General features: G+C 69.0%; 16 protein-coding genes. 9 read left to right on the plus strand and 7 right to left on the minus strand.

Annotated features, from left to right (window positions below; translation table 11 throughout):
- Positions 1–3 precede the first annotated feature (3 nt).
- From AC32QD_RS10300 to cls, 3 genes are all read left to right on the plus strand, one after another.
- A complete protein-coding gene (locus AC32QD_RS10300) occupies positions 4–930 on the plus strand; it encodes an ABC transporter permease (RefSeq protein ID WP_492010407.1) in 927 nt (308 codons plus the stop codon).
- 115 nt (positions 931–1045) lie between these two features.
- A complete protein-coding gene (gene proX, locus AC32QD_RS10305; RefSeq protein ID WP_492010408.1) occupies positions 1046–2101 on the plus strand; it encodes a glycine betaine/L-proline ABC transporter substrate-binding protein ProX in 1056 nt (351 codons plus the stop codon).
- A 501-nt stretch (positions 2102–2602) separates the two neighbouring features.
- On the plus strand, positions 2603–4030 hold the full coding sequence (cls, locus tag AC32QD_RS10310) for a cardiolipin synthase (protein WP_492010409.1): 1428 nt from the start codon (positions 2603–2605) through the stop codon (positions 4028–4030).
- On the opposite strand, the gene AC32QD_RS10315 is transcribed toward cls, so the two are convergent.
- Positions 3997–4767 carry an endonuclease/exonuclease/phosphatase family protein gene (locus AC32QD_RS10315; protein WP_492010410.1) on the minus strand — a complete coding sequence of 257 codons (771 nt, stop codon included), beginning with the start codon at positions 4765–4767 and terminating at the stop codon, positions 3997–3999. The genes cls and AC32QD_RS10315 overlap by 34 nt on opposite strands.
- Positions 4768–4916: 149 nt before the next feature.
- Here AC32QD_RS10315 and AC32QD_RS10320 point away from each other — a divergent pair, with 149 nt between their 5' ends.
- The 4 genes from AC32QD_RS10320 (at position 4917) to AC32QD_RS10335 (ending at position 8380) form a co-directional block, all read left to right on the plus strand.
- Positions 4917–5801: a complex I NDUFA9 subunit family protein gene (locus AC32QD_RS10320; protein ID WP_492010411.1), complete on the plus strand. Its 885-nt coding sequence runs from the start codon at positions 4917–4919 to the stop codon at positions 5799–5801.
- 50 nt (positions 5802–5851) lie between these two features.
- The gene (locus AC32QD_RS10325) at positions 5852–6070 is read left to right on the plus strand and encodes a dodecin (protein ID WP_492010412.1); all 219 of its coding nucleotides are present in this window, start codon (positions 5852–5854) and stop codon (positions 6068–6070) included.
- Between the two features lie 64 nt (positions 6071–6134).
- A complete protein-coding gene (locus AC32QD_RS10330) occupies positions 6135–7601 on the plus strand; it encodes an NfeD family protein (RefSeq protein WP_492010413.1) in 1467 nt (488 codons plus the stop codon).
- A gap of 2 nt (positions 7602–7603) precedes the next feature.
- On the plus strand, positions 7604–8380 hold the full coding sequence (locus AC32QD_RS10335) for a slipin family protein (protein ID WP_492010414.1): 777 nt from the start codon (positions 7604–7606) through the stop codon (positions 8378–8380).
- 130 nt (positions 8381–8510) lie between these two features.
- On the opposite strand, the gene AC32QD_RS10340 is transcribed toward AC32QD_RS10335, so the two are convergent.
- The 6 genes from AC32QD_RS10340 to AC32QD_RS10365 all read right to left on the minus strand — a co-directional run bounded on the left by AC32QD_RS10340 (position 8511) and on the right by AC32QD_RS10365 (position 14170).
- A complete protein-coding gene (locus AC32QD_RS10340) occupies positions 8511–9812 on the minus strand; it encodes a peptidoglycan DD-metalloendopeptidase family protein (RefSeq protein ID WP_492010415.1) in 1302 nt (433 codons plus the stop codon).
- Between the two features lie 36 nt (positions 9813–9848).
- Positions 9849–10550, minus strand: coding sequence for a protein-L-isoaspartate(D-aspartate) O-methyltransferase (locus tag AC32QD_RS10345; RefSeq protein ID WP_492010416.1), 702 nt, complete (start codon positions 10548–10550; stop codon positions 9849–9851).
- Between the two features lie 5 nt (positions 10551–10555).
- Positions 10556–11341, minus strand: coding sequence for a 5'/3'-nucleotidase SurE (surE, locus tag AC32QD_RS10350; RefSeq protein ID WP_492010417.1), 786 nt, complete (start codon positions 11339–11341; stop codon positions 10556–10558).
- Between the two features lie 66 nt (positions 11342–11407).
- Positions 11408–12700, minus strand: a complete 1293-nt coding sequence (serS, locus tag AC32QD_RS10355; RefSeq protein ID WP_492010418.1) for a serine--tRNA ligase — start codon at positions 12698–12700, stop codon at positions 11408–11410.
- A 67-nt stretch (positions 12701–12767) separates the two neighbouring features.
- On the minus strand, positions 12768–13580 hold the full coding sequence (locus AC32QD_RS10360) for an ABC transporter permease (RefSeq protein WP_492010419.1): 813 nt from the start codon (positions 13578–13580) through the stop codon (positions 12768–12770).
- Positions 13577–14170, minus strand: coding sequence for an ABC transporter ATP-binding protein (locus AC32QD_RS10365; RefSeq protein WP_492010420.1), 594 nt, complete (start codon positions 14168–14170; stop codon positions 13577–13579). The genes AC32QD_RS10360 and AC32QD_RS10365 overlap by 4 nt, the downstream gene beginning before the upstream one ends.
- Positions 14171–14396: 226 nt before the next feature.
- On the opposite strand from AC32QD_RS10365, the gene AC32QD_RS10370 reads away from it, so the two are divergent.
- Both AC32QD_RS10370 and AC32QD_RS10375 read left to right on the plus strand, forming a co-directional pair.
- Positions 14397–15494 (plus strand): efflux RND transporter periplasmic adaptor subunit, encoded by a 1098-nt coding sequence (locus AC32QD_RS10370; protein ID WP_492010421.1) that lies wholly within the window; start codon positions 14397–14399, stop codon positions 15492–15494.
- A partial coding sequence (locus tag AC32QD_RS10375) for an efflux RND transporter permease subunit (protein ID WP_492010422.1) occupies positions 15491–16781 on the plus strand: 1291 nt, incomplete at its 3' end. The genes AC32QD_RS10370 and AC32QD_RS10375, both read left to right, overlap by 4 nt.

Here is a 16781-nt window from a genome sequence, read left to right on the forward strand (position 1 = left end):
GACATGTGGAGACCCTCGGACTACGTCCAGATCCCTTTAGGAGACTGGGTGAACAGCTTCGTCAACGGATGGCTGGTGCCGAATTTCCGCGGCGCCTTCCATGCCATCGAGTGGCCGGTGGCGCAGGTGCTCGATGCGCTGAACTACTTCCTTCAGGCGATCCCGATGCCGTTGTTCACGGTGGTCGCGGCGCTGATCGCCTGGGTCGCTGCGGGACGCGGCGTCGGGATCTTCACCTTCGTCGCCCTGATCTTCCTCGACCTGATCAACGTGTGGGACCAGACGATGACGACGCTGGCGATGATCGTCACGGCGGTGGTGTTCTGCGCCGTCGTCGGCATTCCTATGGGGATTGCCGCGGCGGGCAGCGACCGCTTCGCCAAGATCATGCGGCCGATCCTCGACATCATGCAGACGATCCCGTCCTTCGTGTACCTGGTGCCCATCGTCATGCTGTTCGGCGTCGGGATGGTGCCCGGGATCATCGCCACGATCATCTTCGCGCTGCCGCCGATCATCCGGCTGACGAACCTTGGCATCCGCAACGTCTCGGGCGAGCTGGTGGAGGCGGCCTATGCCTTTGGCTCAACCCGCCGGCAGGTGCTGTGGGACGTGCAGATCCCGCTGGCGCTGCGCACGATCATGGCGGGCCTGAACCAGACGCTGATGCTGGCGCTGTCGATGGCGGTGATCGCCGCCTTGATCGGCGCCGGCGGGCTGGGGCTGACGGTCTATACCGGCCTGGGTCGGCTCGATGTCGGCGCGGCCACCAAGGGCGGCGTGGGCATCGTGCTGCTGGCGATCATCCTCGATCGCATCACCCAGGCGCTGGGCGAGCAAAGCGAAGTCAAGACGCCGTCGCTTTTGGAGACGCTGAAATCCTTCTTCCGGACGGGCCCCGGGCGCGCGGACGCTCGCGCGCGCAAATAGCCGGGGACCCGGGGGAGGACCGCCGCGGCGCGGTTGCCGCGGGACCGGCTTCTCGCCGCCGGCAGATTCTGGCGAGGCCAAAGTAAACACGCCGACGAGCGAAAGGAGGTCAGACATGACTATCGGCAAGCTGATCGGCCGAGCAGCCGCAACCGCGGTTGCTGCCGCGCTGTTCGCCGTGCCGCTCTCCAGCGTGGCGCAGAACACAAACATGCCCGGCAAGGGCAAGACCATCAAGATGGCCCGTGCGACCTGGGATACCGGCTGGTGGCAGGCCGAGGTCTACCGGCAACTGTTCGAGAAGCTGGGCTACAGTGTTCCGCGCATCACCACGCTGGACAATCCGCCTTTCTACCAGGCGGTGGCACAGGGCGACATGGATCTGTGGGTCAACGGCTGGTTCCCGCTGCACAACACCTATGAGAGCACCTTCAAGCACGGGGCCCAGAAGATCGGCTACGTCGCCAAGGGCGGTGCGCTTCAGGGCTACCTGATCGACAAGAAGACGGCGGTGAAATACGACATCAACTATGTCTCCGACCTGACCAAGCCGAAGATCCAGAAGCTGTTCGATTCCAATGGCGACGGAAAGGCCGACCTGGTCGGCTGCCCGCCCGGCTGGGGCTGCGAGAAGATGATCGCGTTCCAGATGAAGGCCTATGGCTGGGACAAGCACTTCAACGTCATCAAGGCCGGCTACGCCGCCTCGATGGCCGATGCGATCGGGCGCTACAAGAACGGCAAGCCGATCTTCTTCTACACCTGGACGCCGAACTGGACGGTCGGAATCCTCAAGCCGGGCAAGGACGTCGTCTGGCTACAGGTCAAGAAGACCAAGCTGCCGCCCGACGAGGCGAACCTGGTGAACGACACCAAGGTCGCGCACCTCAAGGGCTGCCGCGGCCCGCAGCCGTGCAACCTGGGCTGGCCGGCCAATGACATCCGGCCGGTGGCGAACACCAAGTTCCTCAACGCGAACCCGGCGGTGAAGAAGCTGCTCGAGGAGGTCCGTATCCCGATCCAGGCCATCTTCGCGCAGAACGCCAAGATGAATGCGGGTGCCGACAGCCCGCAGGACCTGCACAATCAGGCCGCCGCCTGGATCCAAAAGAACCACGACAAGGTCCAGAAGTGGCTCAATGACGCGCGTGCCGCGGCGGAAGCATCGTGATGACCCGCCCGGCGCAAGCCGACTGGAGCCCGGCTGTCCGCAGCCGGGCTTCTCTTGCCGCACGGCTGGCCGCCAGGGCGAAGTGGTCCGCCGCCGCCGAGCGGCAGCGCCCGCCAGGGATCCGGGCGCGAGCATTGGGGAATCATGCTGTGCACATTGCACAAACTAGCAAGCAATTGAATTAAATAGATTTTTTATTAACCACTTGGCCTGCACACATGCACCCCGTGGCGCCTCGAGCGGACGCGCAGGGGCTGGGGCGCTCCCGGCCCCGGCGATTCGCGCGCTTGTCCTTTGGGCCATGTCCCGCGCGTCGGCGGGACGAAACGGATCGGGGTGGCCGCATGCGCGCATTGCGCTGCCTGCGGCCAGCATTGCCATTTCCGCCCAGTTCATGTCTTGAATGGCAGGCCGCCGGGGCAGGTTTGAGCGGCCGGCCCCGATCGATCGGTCCGAGGCCCCGTTCGGCGCGGCCCGAGCCCACGCGAAGGGACGCGCGACATGGATGTTTCGTCGTTTCTCCTGATCTTGGCCCCGGTGGTCTACGGGCTTGGCATCGCGGCGTCGGTCCACGCAGTGATGACGGCGCGGACCTCGCAGGGGGCGGTGGCCTGGGCCTTGTCGCTGGTCTATGTGCCCATCGTCGCGCTGCCGCTCTACGCGATCTTCGGACGCGGCCGCTTCGTCGGCTATGTCGAGACCCGGCGCTCGTCGAGTGACGAGTTCGAGGCCTACGGTCGCTCGCTCTCAAAGGCGGCGCTCGACCTGCGCACCCCAAAAAACGAGGGCTTTACCGGGATCGCGGCCTGCGAACGGCTGGCGGGCATGCCGGTGATGTCGGGCAACCGCGTCGGGCTGCTGATAGATGGCGAGGCGACCTTCGATGCGATTTTCTGCGCCATCGCGGAGGCGCGCGAATACGTCCTGCTGTCGACCTACACCTTGCGCGACGATCGCATCGGCCAGGCACTCAAGGAGCGGCTGTGCGAGCGGGCGCGCGACGGGGTGGCGATTTACGTGCTCTATGACGAGATGGGCAGCCACAGGCTCGGCCAGGCCTATCTCGAGGGCCTGGCCGCCGCCGGCATACGTGCCTCGGCCTTCAATTCGACCAAGGGCCCCACCAACCGGCTGCAGCTGAATTTTCGCAATCACCGCAAGATCGTGATCGTCGACGGGCGGATGGCCTTCATCGGCGGCCACAATTTCGGCGACGAGTATCTGGGCAGGACTCCGTCGCTGTCGCCCTGGCGCGACACGCATATCCGTCTGGAAGGGCCGGCGGCGCTGGCCTGCCAGCTGGTGTTCGCGGAGGATTGGAAATGGGCGACGGGCGAGCTTCTCGAGCTCGACTGGACCACGCGCCTCGCGCCGGAGGGGCGCCAGGACGTCTTGACCCTTCCCTCGGGTCCGGCCGACCAACTTGAGACCTGCGCCCTGTTCTACTCCCATGCCATCAGTCAGGCGCAGCGGCGCGTGTGGCTGGTCAGCCCGTATTTCGTGCCCGACATCGACGTGGTGACCGCGATGAAGGTGGCGGCATTGAGGGGTGTCGACGTGCGCCTGCTGGTGCCCGAGATCCCCGACCACTGGATCGTCTGGCTCGCAGCCTTCGCCTATTTCCGCGAAGTTCAGGAAGCGGGCGTGCGCATCTATCGATACACCAATGGATTCCTGCACCAGAAGGTGATGCTGATCGACGACGCCGCGGCGTCCGTGGGCACGGTCAACCTGGACAACCGATCGTTCCGGCTGAATTTCGAGATCACGGCGCTGATCCTCGACCGGGACTTTGCCGCGGAGGTCGAGACGATGCTCGAGCGCGATCTCCAGAACAGCTATCTCTACGATCACGCCACGTTCAGGCACCGGCCGCTGTGGGTGCGGCTGGGCGCTCAGATCGCGCGGCTCGCCTCGCCCGTGCTGTAATCGGCTTCCTGGCGGTGGCCGCGCCGCGCGCCGATGCGCTCGGCGAACGAGAGCTCGGCCCACACCGGCAGGTGGTCCGAGGCGATCCGGGCGGTCTCGGAGCGATGCACGCCGGCGATGTGCACCACCAGACCCGGCCCGGTGACGATGCGGTCGAGGCTGATCGCGGGAAGCGGCGCGGGAAAGCTGCGGCCGGGCGAGATGATGCGGTAGCGCGGGTGCAGGATCTTCATGCTGTCCGACCACTCGCGCCACTCGTTCATGTCGCCCAGAATGACGGTCGGCATGTCGGCGCCGCGCTCGCCGTGGAGCTGGGTGGTCAGCGAGTCGATCTGGCGCTTGCGGAAGGCGCCGACCAGGCTCAGATGCGTCGCGACCACGCGCAACGGCCGGCCCGAGACCTCGACCACGGCCATCACCGCGCCGCGCGGCTCGAGCATCGGAAGGTGCAGCCGGCGGCATTCCACCACCCGAATGGCGTGGCGCACGAGAATCGCGTTGCCGTGCCAGCCCAGGCTCGCGCCGTTCACCGACAGCGGCGCCGCCTTGTAGTCGGTGCGCGCGGCAATCAGCGCGGGCGGCAGGGTGCTCTGGCGGCGGCCGTAGCGCCGGTCGACCTCCTGCAGCGCCAGGATGTCCGCGTCCAGTTCGCCCAGCACCTCGAGGATCCGCTCGGGCTGGCGGCGCCCGTCTAGTCCGACGCTTTTCTGGATATTGTAGGTGGCAACGCGAAACATGGTCGAAATATGCCCATGACACACCCCCGGAGGCAAGGGTATTGCGGCGATTTGGCCAATTTGGCCACCGTGGCGCAAGCTGGCGCCGGGTCGTGCTACCCTGCGGCGAGGTGGCGCCCGCGGGCAGGGCTGGAACCTCGGAGGTGGGCATGAGCGCGGCACAGGCACGCACCGTCGTCGTGCTGGGCGGCACCGGCTATCTTGGCCGGCGGGTCGCCCGCGCCCTCGTCGCCAGCGGCTACGACGTCGTCACCGGCACCAGGGCACCTGAACGGGCAAGGGACGCGCCCTGCCCGATCCGTATCGAGCTGGCGGAGCGGGCGAGCCTGGAGCGCGCCTTTTCCGAGGTCTTTGCCGTGGTCAACTGCATCGGCCTTTATGTCGAGCGGGGCGTCGACACCTTTCAGGCCGTGCATGTCGAGGGCGCGGGCAGGGTCGCCGACGTGGCTGCCCGGCAAGGGGTGGCGCGGCTCGTCCACATCTCCGGCGTCAACGTCGATGCGGCGTCGCGGTCGTCCTATGTGCGCGCCCGTGCGCAGGGTGAGGAGGCCGTGCGTGCGGCCTTCCCCGCGGCCACCATCCTGCGCCCCAGTGCCATGTTCACCGAGGACGCGGGCTTTTTCGCCGTGCTTGAGAACGTCGTGCGCTCCGCCCCGGTGATGCCGTTGTTCGGCGACGGCGCGACCCGGCTGCAGCCGGCCCACGCCGATGACGTGGCCGAAGCCGTGGTGCGCGTGCTCGGCAGCGACGTCGCACCGGCCACCACCTACGAGCTGGGCGGCCCGGACATCATGACCTATCGCGAGATCGTCGAGCGCGTGGCGGCGCGAGCCGGGCTTCGGCGCCTTTTGCTGCCGGTTCCGTTTCCGCTGTGGCACGCCCTGGCCTGCGCTGCCAGCGTGCTGCCCAGCCCGCCGATCGTGCCCGGACAGGTCGCGCTGATGGAGCATGACAATGTCGCCGGCCCCGGGATGCCCGGCTTCGCCGAGCTTGGCATCTCGCCGCGCAGCGCGAGCGCCCTCGGCTTGGTGTGACCCCGGGCGGCGCTACATCTTCACCGGTTGCGCAACACAGGGAGGCAAGCATGGACCGCGTCTATCCGGTGACCGAGATCTACGGCTCCTCGACCGAGTCGATCGACGATGCCATCCGAACCGCCGTGTCCTCGGCGCAGGAGAGCATTCGCAACCTCGAGTGGTTCGAGGTGACTGACATCCGCGGCCATATCGGCGAGGGCGGCGAGATAGAGCATTTCCAGGTTGGCGTGAAGCTGGGCTTCAGGCTCGAGCGCCGCGGCGGCTGACCCCGCGCCCGCGCCATTGTTCGCCTGCGCGGGGCGGCATATACTTCCCCGTAAGGAGGCGAATATGCAGACCGCCCAAAAGCTTGGCGGCCTCTTGCTCGCTGCCGCGGCGATTTTCGCCGCCACGCTGCTCGGCCATGCCCAGGAGCAGGGGAAGGGCGCCGCCCGGCCGCTGGTGCTGCTCGCCGCCATCGAGGGCCCGATCGGGCCCGCCACCACGCGCCATGTCGAGAAGGTCATCGCCAAGGCGGAGGCACGCCACGCCGAGGCGCTGGTCCTGCGCCTCAACACGCCCGGCGGCCTCGCCGACGCCATGCGCCAGATCATCAGCCGGATCCTCACGTCCCGGGTGCCCGTGATCGGCTATGTCGCGCCCCCGGGCGCACATGCGGCAAGCGCGGGCACCTATATTCTCTATGCCTGCCAGATCGCCGCCATGGCGCCGGGCACGAATCTCGGCGCCGCCACGCCGATCCAGATCGGCGGCCTGCCCGGCGCTCCCGGGCCCGGCAGCGGCGACAAGGGCCAGGGGCAGGGCGGCACTGGCAAGGGTGGCGGGGAAAGCTCCGGCAAGGGCGCGCAGAAGGCCCCGCTCGCGGGCTCGAACGCGCTCAGCCACAAGATGATCAACGATGCCGTCGCGCTGATCCGCAGTCTCGCCGAGATGCATGGGCGCAATGCCGACTGGGCCGAGAAGGCGGTGCGCGAGGCGGCCAGCCTCTCGGCTAGCCAGGCGCTGAAGCAGAACGTTATCGACCTGATGGCCGATAACGTCCACGACCTGCTCCAGAAAGTGGACGGCCGCACGGTCACGGTGCTGCGTGCCAAATACACGCTGCATACCGCGAACGCCGTGGTCGAGAAGATCGCGCCGGACACGATCACGCGGCTTCTGGGCGTGCTGTCGAATCCGAACGTCGCGTTCATCCTGATGATGATCGGCGTCTACGGGCTGATCTTCGAGTTTGTCAATCCCGGCGCCGTGCTTCCCGGCGTGCTCGGCGGGGTCTGCCTCGTGCTCGGGCTCTATGCACTCAACCAGCTGCCGCTCGATTACGCCGGGCTTGCGCTGGTCCTGCTCGGCATCGCCCTGATGACGGCCGAGGCGTTCACGCCGACCTTCGGCATCCTCGGCATCAGCGGGCTGGCCGCCTTCGTGCTGGGCGCGGCGATGCTGTTCGACACCGACGTTCCGGCCTACCAGCTCTCATGGTGGCTGATCGGGGTGGTGGCTGCGTTCAGCGGCGGGTTCCTGGTGCTGGTTCTGGGCTACACCGTCCATGCCTATCGACGCGGGCCGGTCTCGGGCCGGTCGCGCATGATCGGGGCGCCGGCGCGCGTGCTCGAATGGTCCGACGGCGACGGCTATGTCTGGACCGAGGGCGAGCGCTGGCGCGCCACTGGGCCAAACGGACTCGCGCCGGGCGAGACCGTGCGGGTGCGCCACCTCGACGGTCTCACGCTGACCGTCGAGCGCGACAGCCTGAGTAAAGCGGAAGCCGCCGCGCTGCGGTGCGGCACAGGGGGGTAGTCATGCCGTTCATATCGATAAACCTGATCCTCTTCGGCCTTGTGGCCGTGCTGCTCATTCTTTTCCTGGCCAACGCGATCTTCGTCTTTCGCGAGTACGAGCGCGGCGTGATGTTCACGCTGGGGCGCTTCACCCGCGTCTGCGGACCGGGCTTCGTCATCATGATCCCGGTGGTCCAGCAGGTCGTGCGCACCGACCTGCGCCTGTTCGTCGAAGACGTGCCGCCGCAGGACGTGATCTCGCGCGACAACGTCTCGGTGAAGGTCAACGCGGTCATCTATTTCCGCATCGTCGATCCCCAGCGCGCCATCATCAACGTCGCCGATTTCCGCATGGCGGTCAGCCAGCTGTCGCAGACGACGCTGCGCTCGATCCTGGGCAAGCACGAGCTCGACGAGATGCTGGCCGAACGCGACAAGCTCAATAACGACCTGCAGGAGATCCTCGACCGCCAGACCGACGCCTGGGGCATCAAGATCGCGAATGTCGAGATCAAGCACGTCGATATCGACGAGAGCATGGTCCGCGCCATCGCCCGGCAGGCCGAGGCCGAGCGCCACCGCCGCGCCCGCATCATCAACGCCGAGGGCGAGCAGCAGGCGGCACAGAAGCTGGTCGAGGCCGGCGAGATGCTGGCGGCGCAGCCGAATGCCATGCAGCTGCGCTATTTCACCGCGCTGCTCGACGTCGCCAACGAACGCACCTCGACCATCGTTTTCCCGCTGCCGGTCAATCTGCTCCAGCGCATCGAGCAAGGCAGCAACAAGACGACGGAGTGAGGCCGCTCAGCGCCTTATGCGCCAGGCCCCGGGGCCGTCGGCGCCGAATCGACCACTGTCGGCCGGGGCCGGCCGGCCCACCGCGTGAGCGGCGGGCGTCGTGGGACGCAGCGGGGGCCTCGAGGACGGCTCAGCCGCTGCGAAAGAACTGGGTCGGATCCAGGCTCTCCGCGCCCTTGCGCACCTCGAAATGCATGCGCGGGGGCGAGTTCGCCGCAACGACTCCGATCTGCTGGCCCTGGGTCACCACGTCGCCCTTCTTCACGGTGACGCGATCGATGCGCCCATAGACCGTCAGATAGCCACCGGGGTGGCGCACCAGCACGATGGTGCCGAGCCCGCCCAGCGACTGGCTGACCAATGCCACCTTTCCGGCCGCGGCCGCAACCACGGGCGAGTCGGCGGGCGAGGCGAAGTCGACCCCGTCATTGCCGGTGCGGCCGCCGCCCTGGTGGTAGCCGATGACAATCGGGCCCGCGGCAGGCCGGATCAGCGACAGGCCGCCCGCCGGCGGGGCGGCGGAGGCGACCTGGGTCTGTGCCGGCGCGGCTTGTGGTGCCGGTTGAGGCTGCGGTGCAGGCGCCGGTGCAGGCACCTGCGCGGTTTGCTCGGCCGGAGTGGTGATGTTTTGCGCGGGCCGCGGCGCCGGCGCCGGCGTGTGGGTGCCCGACCGCGTCTGGTACTGGTCGAGATGCGGCGACGCCAGTTGCGGCGCCGGTTTGGGCGACGGCGGCAGCGGCTTGCCGGCGCTGGGAGGCGGCATCACGTTTCCCTGCTGGTCGAAGCCTTGCCACCGGTTGATGGCGGCGGCGGCCTGGTCCGGGCTCCAGCCATCCGATTGCTGGCCCGACGTGCCGCTCGGGGAACTGCCGAGCGGCGCCTGCTGGATGCCCGCCGTGGTGCCCGACGAGCCCGAGATACCCGACGAGCCCGACATACCCGACGTGCCCGACATTCCCGACGTGCCGGCGGCCCCGGGTTCCATCGCCGGCGCGGCCTTGGCGACCTGCGTCTGGGTCTGGGTCTGGGTCTGAGCTGTCGGCTGGCTCGGTGTCGTGGCGTAGCCGCCCGGCCGCGGCGGCAACACCAGCTCGTCTCCCGGCCTGAGCTTGTGGTCGGGCGTAAGCCCGTTATAGGCGGCCAGCTCGGAGGCCGAGAGTCCGATTCGCGCCGCCACGCTCGAAACCGTGTCGCCCTGGCGCGCGACGGCCGCCTGATAGCTCTCGTAGCTGACGATGCCCTCGGGGCTGGCCGGAGCGGTGGGCGTCGCGGCCTGGGGCGACACGGCCGCGGGGCTGCCGGCCTGGGGATTGGTTCCCTGATACACGACCGATGCCCGGTCGGCCGGCTGGCGGCCGCTGCAGGCGGCGAGCCCAAGGAGCATCGCTCCCAGCGCCAGCCCTTGCGCGGTGGAAATTGCAGTCCTGCTCATGCCTTCATCCTGCCTTGCTCCGGCCGTTCCCGGCCGTCAGTTTCCCTGCTCTTCGGGCAGCCCTTCCACGAGCGGCACGAAGAGCACGTCGCAGAGCTCGGAATATGTCGGACCCTGTTCGGTCTTCTCGATCCTGATGAGCTGCTGCACCTCGTCGGTCTGCCCGACCGGCAGTACCATTATGCCACCCGGCCGCAGTTGTTCCAACAACAACGCGGGCGTGTCGTCCGCGGCCGCCGACAAAAGGATGCGGTCGAAAGGGGCCTGTTCGGGCCAGCCCCGGGTGCCGTCGCCCGACCGGATGGTGACGTTCGAGATATCCAGCCGCGCGAGGCGCTCGCGCCCCTCGACCGCCAGCGCCTTGTGCCGCTCGATGCCGTAGACGCGGCGCGCCAGCCGCGAGAGGATGGCGCAGACATAGCCCGACCCAGCGCCGATCTCGAGCACCTTGCAGCGCGGCGTCACCTCCAGCGCCTGGATCATCATCGCGACGACGGACGGTTGCGAGATCGTCTGCCCGCACGGGATCGGCAGCGCCCGGTCCTCGTAGGCGCGCTCGCGGAAGGCGCGCTCGACGAAGACCGAGCGCGGGGTCTTCTCGATCGCCTCGAGCACGCGCTTCTCGGTGACGCCGGCCTGTCGCAGGCTCAGCATCAGCTGCATCAGCTTCTCGCGGCTGTCGGGCACTCCGTCTCTCTCCGCAGGCGCAACCGGCAGGACACTAGACCCTTCGTGCATCGCTGTCAGCCGGTCGTGCGCGCGAGCACGGCCCGGGCGCCGTCGATCAGGTCCTCCGCCGTCAAGCGTGGCCTCAGCGGCGTCACCGTCACCCAGCCGTCGAGACAGAGCCGCGCGTCGGTCCCGGGCTCGGCCGAGCTGTTCGCGGTATTGTGGCGGGTGAACAGAAAATCCCGCCCGTTCGGGGCCCGGTAGGGCAGCACCTCGAAGGTGGCATCGGCGCGCATGCCCTGCGGGCAGACGGTGATGCCGCGCACCTTCTCCGGCCGGACCGCGGGAAAGTTCACGCTGTAGAAGCATCGGTCGGCGAAGGGCATCTCGAGGACCGCGCGCAGCGCCGTCAGCCCCCAGGCCCGCGCCGGGGCCCACAGGTCCTCGGGCCGATCGGGGCCGGCCGAGTAGAACTGGCTGAGCGCGACCGAGGGGATGCCGCTGAGCCCGCCCTCCATGGCCGCCCCGGCGGTGCCGGAATAGACCACGTCCTCGGCCACGTTGTGCCCGCGGTTGACGCCGGCTATGATCAGGTCGGGCGGCGCCTCCTTCATCAGCACCTGCAGGCCGACGAGGATGCAGTCGGCCGGGAACCCGTCCACCGAGTAGCGCCGCTCGTCGAGCCGCGTCATGCGCATCGGTGCGGTATACGAGATGGCGTGGCTGACGCCCGAGCGCTCGAAATCGGGCGCCACCACCCAGACCTCGCCGCCCGGCCCCGCGAGTTCCGCGGCGATCTCCTCGGCGAGCTTCAGCCCCGGCGCGGTGATGCCGTCGTCATTGGTGATGAGAATCCGCAACGGCCCGTCTCCCACCTGCTTGATGGGCCTTCTAGGGGCAGTGCGGCCCTGCGTCCACAGTCCTCGTCAAACGAGGCTGCCGTCAGCCTCGATCCGCTGCGCGCCGCCCATATAGGGGCGCACGGCGTCGGGCAGCGCGATGGCGCCGTCCTCCTGCTGGTAGTTCTCCATCACGGCGATCAGCGTGCGCCCGACGGCCAGCCCCGAGCCGTTCAGCGTGTGCAGGAACTCGGGCCGCTTTTCGCCGGCGCGGCGGAAGCGGGCGTTCATGCGCCGGGCCTGGAAGTCGCCGCAGACCGAGCAGGACGAGATCTCGCGATAGGTGTTCTGGCCCGGCAGCCACACCTCGACATCGTGGGTGCGCCGCGCCGCGAAGCCCATGTCGCCGGTGCACAGCACCACGGTGCGGTAGGGCAGACCGAGCCGCTCGAGCATGTCCTCGGCGCAGCGCGTCAAGCGCGCGAGCTCGGCCTCGGACTCCTCGGGCCGCGTCAGTGAGACCATCTCGACCTTCTCGAACTGGTGCTGGCGCAGCATGCCGCGGGTGTCCTTGCCCGCCGCGCCCGCCTCGGCGCGGAAGCACTGGGTGTGGGCCGTCAGGCGCATCGGCAGCCGCGCCTCGTCGAGGATCTCGCCCGCGGCGATGTTGGTCAACGTCACCTCGGCGGTGGGGATCAGCCACCAGCCGTTCTCGGTGCGGTAGAGGTCGTCGGCGAATTTCGGCAGCTGCCCGGTGCCCACGAGCGCCTCGTCGCGCACCAGCACCGGGGTCCAGACCTCGGTGAGCCCGTTCACGTCGACCTGCGTGTCCAGCATGAACTGGGCCAGCGCCCGGTGCAGGCGTGCCAGCGCCCCATTGAGCACCATGAAGCGGGCGCCGGAGAGCCGGGCGGCGAAATCGAAATCCATCGCCCCCATCACCTCGCCCAGCTCGAAATGCTCGCGCGGGCCGAAGCCAAAGTCGCGCGGCGTGCCCCAGCGGCGCAGCTCGACATTGTCGCGCTCGTCGGCGCCGTCGGGCACGCTCTCCAGCGGCAGGTTCGGGATCGTCAGAAGCAGGTCGCCCAGCTTCCGGTCCTCGTCGGCCGCCTCGGCCTCGAGCCGCGCGATCTCCTCCTTCTTCGCCGCCAAGAGGCCCCTGAGGCGCTCGAACTCGGCCTCGTCGCCGCGCTTCTTGGCCTCGCCGACCTCCTTCGAGGCCGCGTTCCGCTCGGCCTGCGCGGCCTCCGCTGCGGTGATCCGCCCCCGGCGCGCCTCGTCGATGGCGAGCACGCGCTGCGAGACAGGCTCCAGCCCGCGCCGAGCCAGCGCGGCATCGAAGGCTTCCGGGGTCTCGCGGATCAGGCGGATATCGTGCATGGCGCTGCCTCGCTTGGCGCAATCGGCGCGGTTTATGCCCGATCGGGCCGGGGTTTTCCAGCGGCCGTCAATCGCCGGAGCGCGGCGCCCCCAGCCGATCCAGCCGGAGCCGGTGCCGCTCGTCGGTTAACCGCCACAGGCCCGTGGTTATTGCCAGCAGCACGCCCAGCCCGGTCGCTCCCGCGATCAGGAACATGATCAGGAGCTGGTACTTCACAGCCTGCGTGGGATCGACGCCCGACAGGATCTGGCCCGTCATCATGCCCGGCAGCGCGATCACGCCCGTCGCCGCCATGGCGTTGATGATCGGCGTCAGCCCCGAGCGCATGGCGCGGCGCGCGAACGGCCGGGTTGCCTGCCACCGGGTGGCCCCGAGCAGCAGCCGCGCCTCGACGGCCGCCGATTCGCGAAACAGCGCCGTCGAAAGCGTGTCGAGCCCCAGGCTCACCCCGGTCATGGTGTTGCCGAGGAGCATGCCGAACAGCGGCAGCGCGAAGCGCGGCGCCCACCAGGGCTCGGCATCGATCAGCCGCGTCAGAGCGATCAGGATCACCACGCTGCCGGCAACCGTCATTGCCGCCGCGCCCAGGCCCGGTCCCCAGGCGCCGCGCATCGGCCGCTCCTGCCGGGCCCAGACCTCGCGCCCGGCGAAGCCGGCCATGAAGACCGCCAGCGCCAGGGTCAGCCAGGGCGACGCGACGGCGAAAACGGCCCGGAGCACCAGCCCGATCAGCAACAGCTGCACGACCATCCGCGCGCTCGCCACCAGCATCTGCCGGGCCAGCCCGAGCTGGAGCCACAGTGACAGGCCGGCGTTCAGGATCACGAACAGCGCAGCCAGCGCCACGTTCCAGTAGGAAAGGACCACATAGCCGCTCATGCCGCCTCTCCCGCAGCCTCCAGCCGCCCGGCCTGCATCAGCAGCGTGCGATCGCCGAGCCGCCGGGCCTGCTCCGCGTCATGCGTGACCACCAGGATCGCCGCCCCCTTCGCGCGGCCCTCGCGCAAGAGCGCCTCGACCTGCTCGCCGGCGGCGGGATCAAGGGCGCCCGTCGGCTCGTCGAGCAGCCAGACCTGCGGCTCCATCGCCAGCGCCCGGGCGATGGCGAGCCGCTGGCGCTCGCCCGTGGAAAGCCGCCGCACCTCCCAGTCGAACGCCGCCGGGTCCAGCCCCAGCGCGGCGACGATCTCGGTGCCGCCCGAGAAATGCGGGCGCACGCGGTCGGCCCACCAGCCCGACTCCGCCGGCACATAGGCGACCCGGCGGCGCCAGTCCGGCGCGGCAATGGCCGCGCGCGGCGTGCCGTCCAGCGTGATCTCGCCCTCGGCCGGGTCGAGATCGGCCAGAGCCCGCAGCATCAGCGACTTGCCGGCGCCCGAGGCGCCGCGGACGCACACGATCTCGCCGCCGGCGAGGTCGAGGTCGGCCGGCCCGCCGGCCTTGGTCATCAGTCCCCGAACCCTGAGCATCGGGTTTTTCCCTCCGTTCTCGCCAGGAACATGGCCCGGGCCAGCGCGGCCCAGGGCGTGGCGCGAAGGTCGCAACGGTGCCTGCGGCGGGGCGCCGCCTCTTTTCCGCGTGACGGAAGAAATCTATCATGGCGTTCAATCCGTAACACCCGGGGCGCCGCGTGCCATGCGGCGCGACCAGGCAAAGAAAAGGCTGGCGAGAGACACGCGGGCCGGTGAGGTCCTGATGCGCCTGACATCGCTGCTCCTTGCGGTGCTGCTCGCTGGCAGCCTGTACTGGTGGTTCGGGCTGCGCGAGCGGCCCCAGCCGCCTGCAACGGCGGCCGCGGTGACGGAGGCGCCGGCCAGGGCGAAGGCCGACCAGCCGGTCCAGGTCGTGGTGATGCCGAGCCGCGCCGAGACGGTGGTCAACACGCTGACGCTGCGCGGGCAAACGCTTCCCAATCGCCGCGTCGTTGTGACCGCCGAGACCGAGGGCCTGGTGATTTCCCGGCCGCGCCGCAAGGGCGAGCGCGTGGCCAAGGGCGACGTGCTGTGCCGGCTCGACCCCGGCGCCCGGCCCGCCGCGCTGAAGGAGGCGCAGGCCAAGCTGGCCGAGGCGCGCGTCGAGGCCGATGCCGCCGAACGGCTCAGCCAGAAGGGCTTCACGCCCGAGACCACGCGCGTGGCGCGCAAGGCGGCGCTCGAGGCGGCGCAGGCGCGGGTCGATCAGATCCAGCTCGACATCTCGCGGCTCGAGATCCGCGCACCCTTCGCCGGAACGCTCGAGACGGACGCCGCCGAGACCGGCGCGCGCCTTGGCGTCGGCGCCACCTGCGCCACCGTGGTGGACCTGTCGAAGCTCAAGGTCGCGGGCTATGTCTCCGAGCTCGAGGTCGAGAAGATCCGCGTCGGCCAGCCCGCCACGGTTCACCTGGTGACCGGCGAGCAAGTCGATGGCCAGGTCTCCTACATCTCGCCGGTCGCCGACCCCGACACCCGCACCTTCGAGGTCGAGGTCGCGCTGCCGAACCCCGATCGCAAGATCCGCGCCGGCATGACCGCCGAGACGGCGATCGGGCTGCCCGGCGTCAAGGCGCACCGCATTCCGCAGTCGGCCCTGACGCTGGACGACGCGGGCCGCATGGGCGTGCGCGTCGCCCAAGGAAAGGGGCCCCAGGCGACCGCCCGCTTCTTCCCCGTGGACATCGTGCGCGAGAGCCATGACGCGATCTGGGTCACCGGTCTGCCCGACGAGGCCCAGGTGATCGTGACGGGGCAGGAATACGTGCGCGACGGCCGCGCCATCCGCCCGGTGCCGATCGACAAGACGGCGCTGAAATGACCCATATCGTCGACTGGGCCACGGCGCGCGCGCGCATGGTGCTCGCCCTGATCGTCGTCTCGATCGGGGCCGGGCTGATCTCCTATTTCACGCTGCCCAAGGAGGGCGCGCCGAACATCGACGTGCCGGTCCTCTATGTCTCGGTGCCCCTCGCGGGCGTCTCGGCGTCCGATGCCGAGCGCCTGCTCGTCAAGCCGATGGAGACCGAGCTGCGCGGGCTCGAGGGCCTCAAGCGCATGACCGGCATTGCGTCGGAGGGCTTCGCCTCGGTGCTGCTCGAGTTCCACTTCGGCTGGAACAAGGAAGCCACGCTCGCCGAGGTCCGCGACCGCATCAACCGTGCCCAGGCGAAGTTCCCCGCCGAGGCCGACCAGCCGGTGATCAGGGAGGTCAACCTCTCGCAGTTCCCGGTGGTCGTGGTGTCGCTGTCAGGCCAGGTGCCGGAGCGCACGCTCCTGCACCTTTCCAAGGACTTGCAGCGCGATATTGAAGCCATTCCTCAGGTTCTCGAGGCCAATCTAACCGGTCAGCGCGACGAGATGGTCGAGGTGCTGGTCGACCCCCTCAAGCTGGAAGCCTACAACGTGACCCCGGCCGAGCTTCTGGCCACGGTGTCGCGCAACAACAAGCTGGTCGCAGCAGGGCAGATCCAAAGCCAAAGCGCCCAGTTCTCGGTTACGGTTCCGGGCGCCTTCGACAGCCTCAGCGACATCTACAACATCCCCATCAAGGTCAACGGCGACCGGGTCGTGCGCCTGTCCGACATCGCCCAGATTCGCCGCACCTTCGAGGACGCCCAGGGCCGGGCGCGCTTCAATGGCCAGAAGACCATCGCGCTGCAGGTCAAGAAGCGCGTCGGCGAGAACATCATTCAGACGGTCGATGCCGTGCGCGCCAGCGTGAACCGGGCGGTGGCCGCCTGGCCGAAGCCGTTGCAACAGGCCGTCGAGGTCTCGTTCTCCATGGATGAGTCGCAGCGCGTGCGCGACATGGTCGGCCAGTTGCAGTCGAGTGTGCTGACCGCGATCACGCTGGTCATGATCGTGGTGCTTGCGGCGCTCGGCTTCCGCTCGGCGATCCTGGTGGGGTTGTCGATCCCGGCCTCGTTCCTGCTCAGCTTCGGGCTGATGGGGGCGCTTGGCATGGGCATCAACAATATGACCATGTTCGGCCTGATTCTCGCGGTGGGCATGCTGGTGGACGGCGCCATCGTGGTCGTGGAATACGCCGACAAGCGCATCGCCGAGGGCACCGGGCCGATGACCGCCTATGGCGAGGCAGCCCGGC

Source organism: Thermohalobaculum sp., assembly GCF_058622915.1.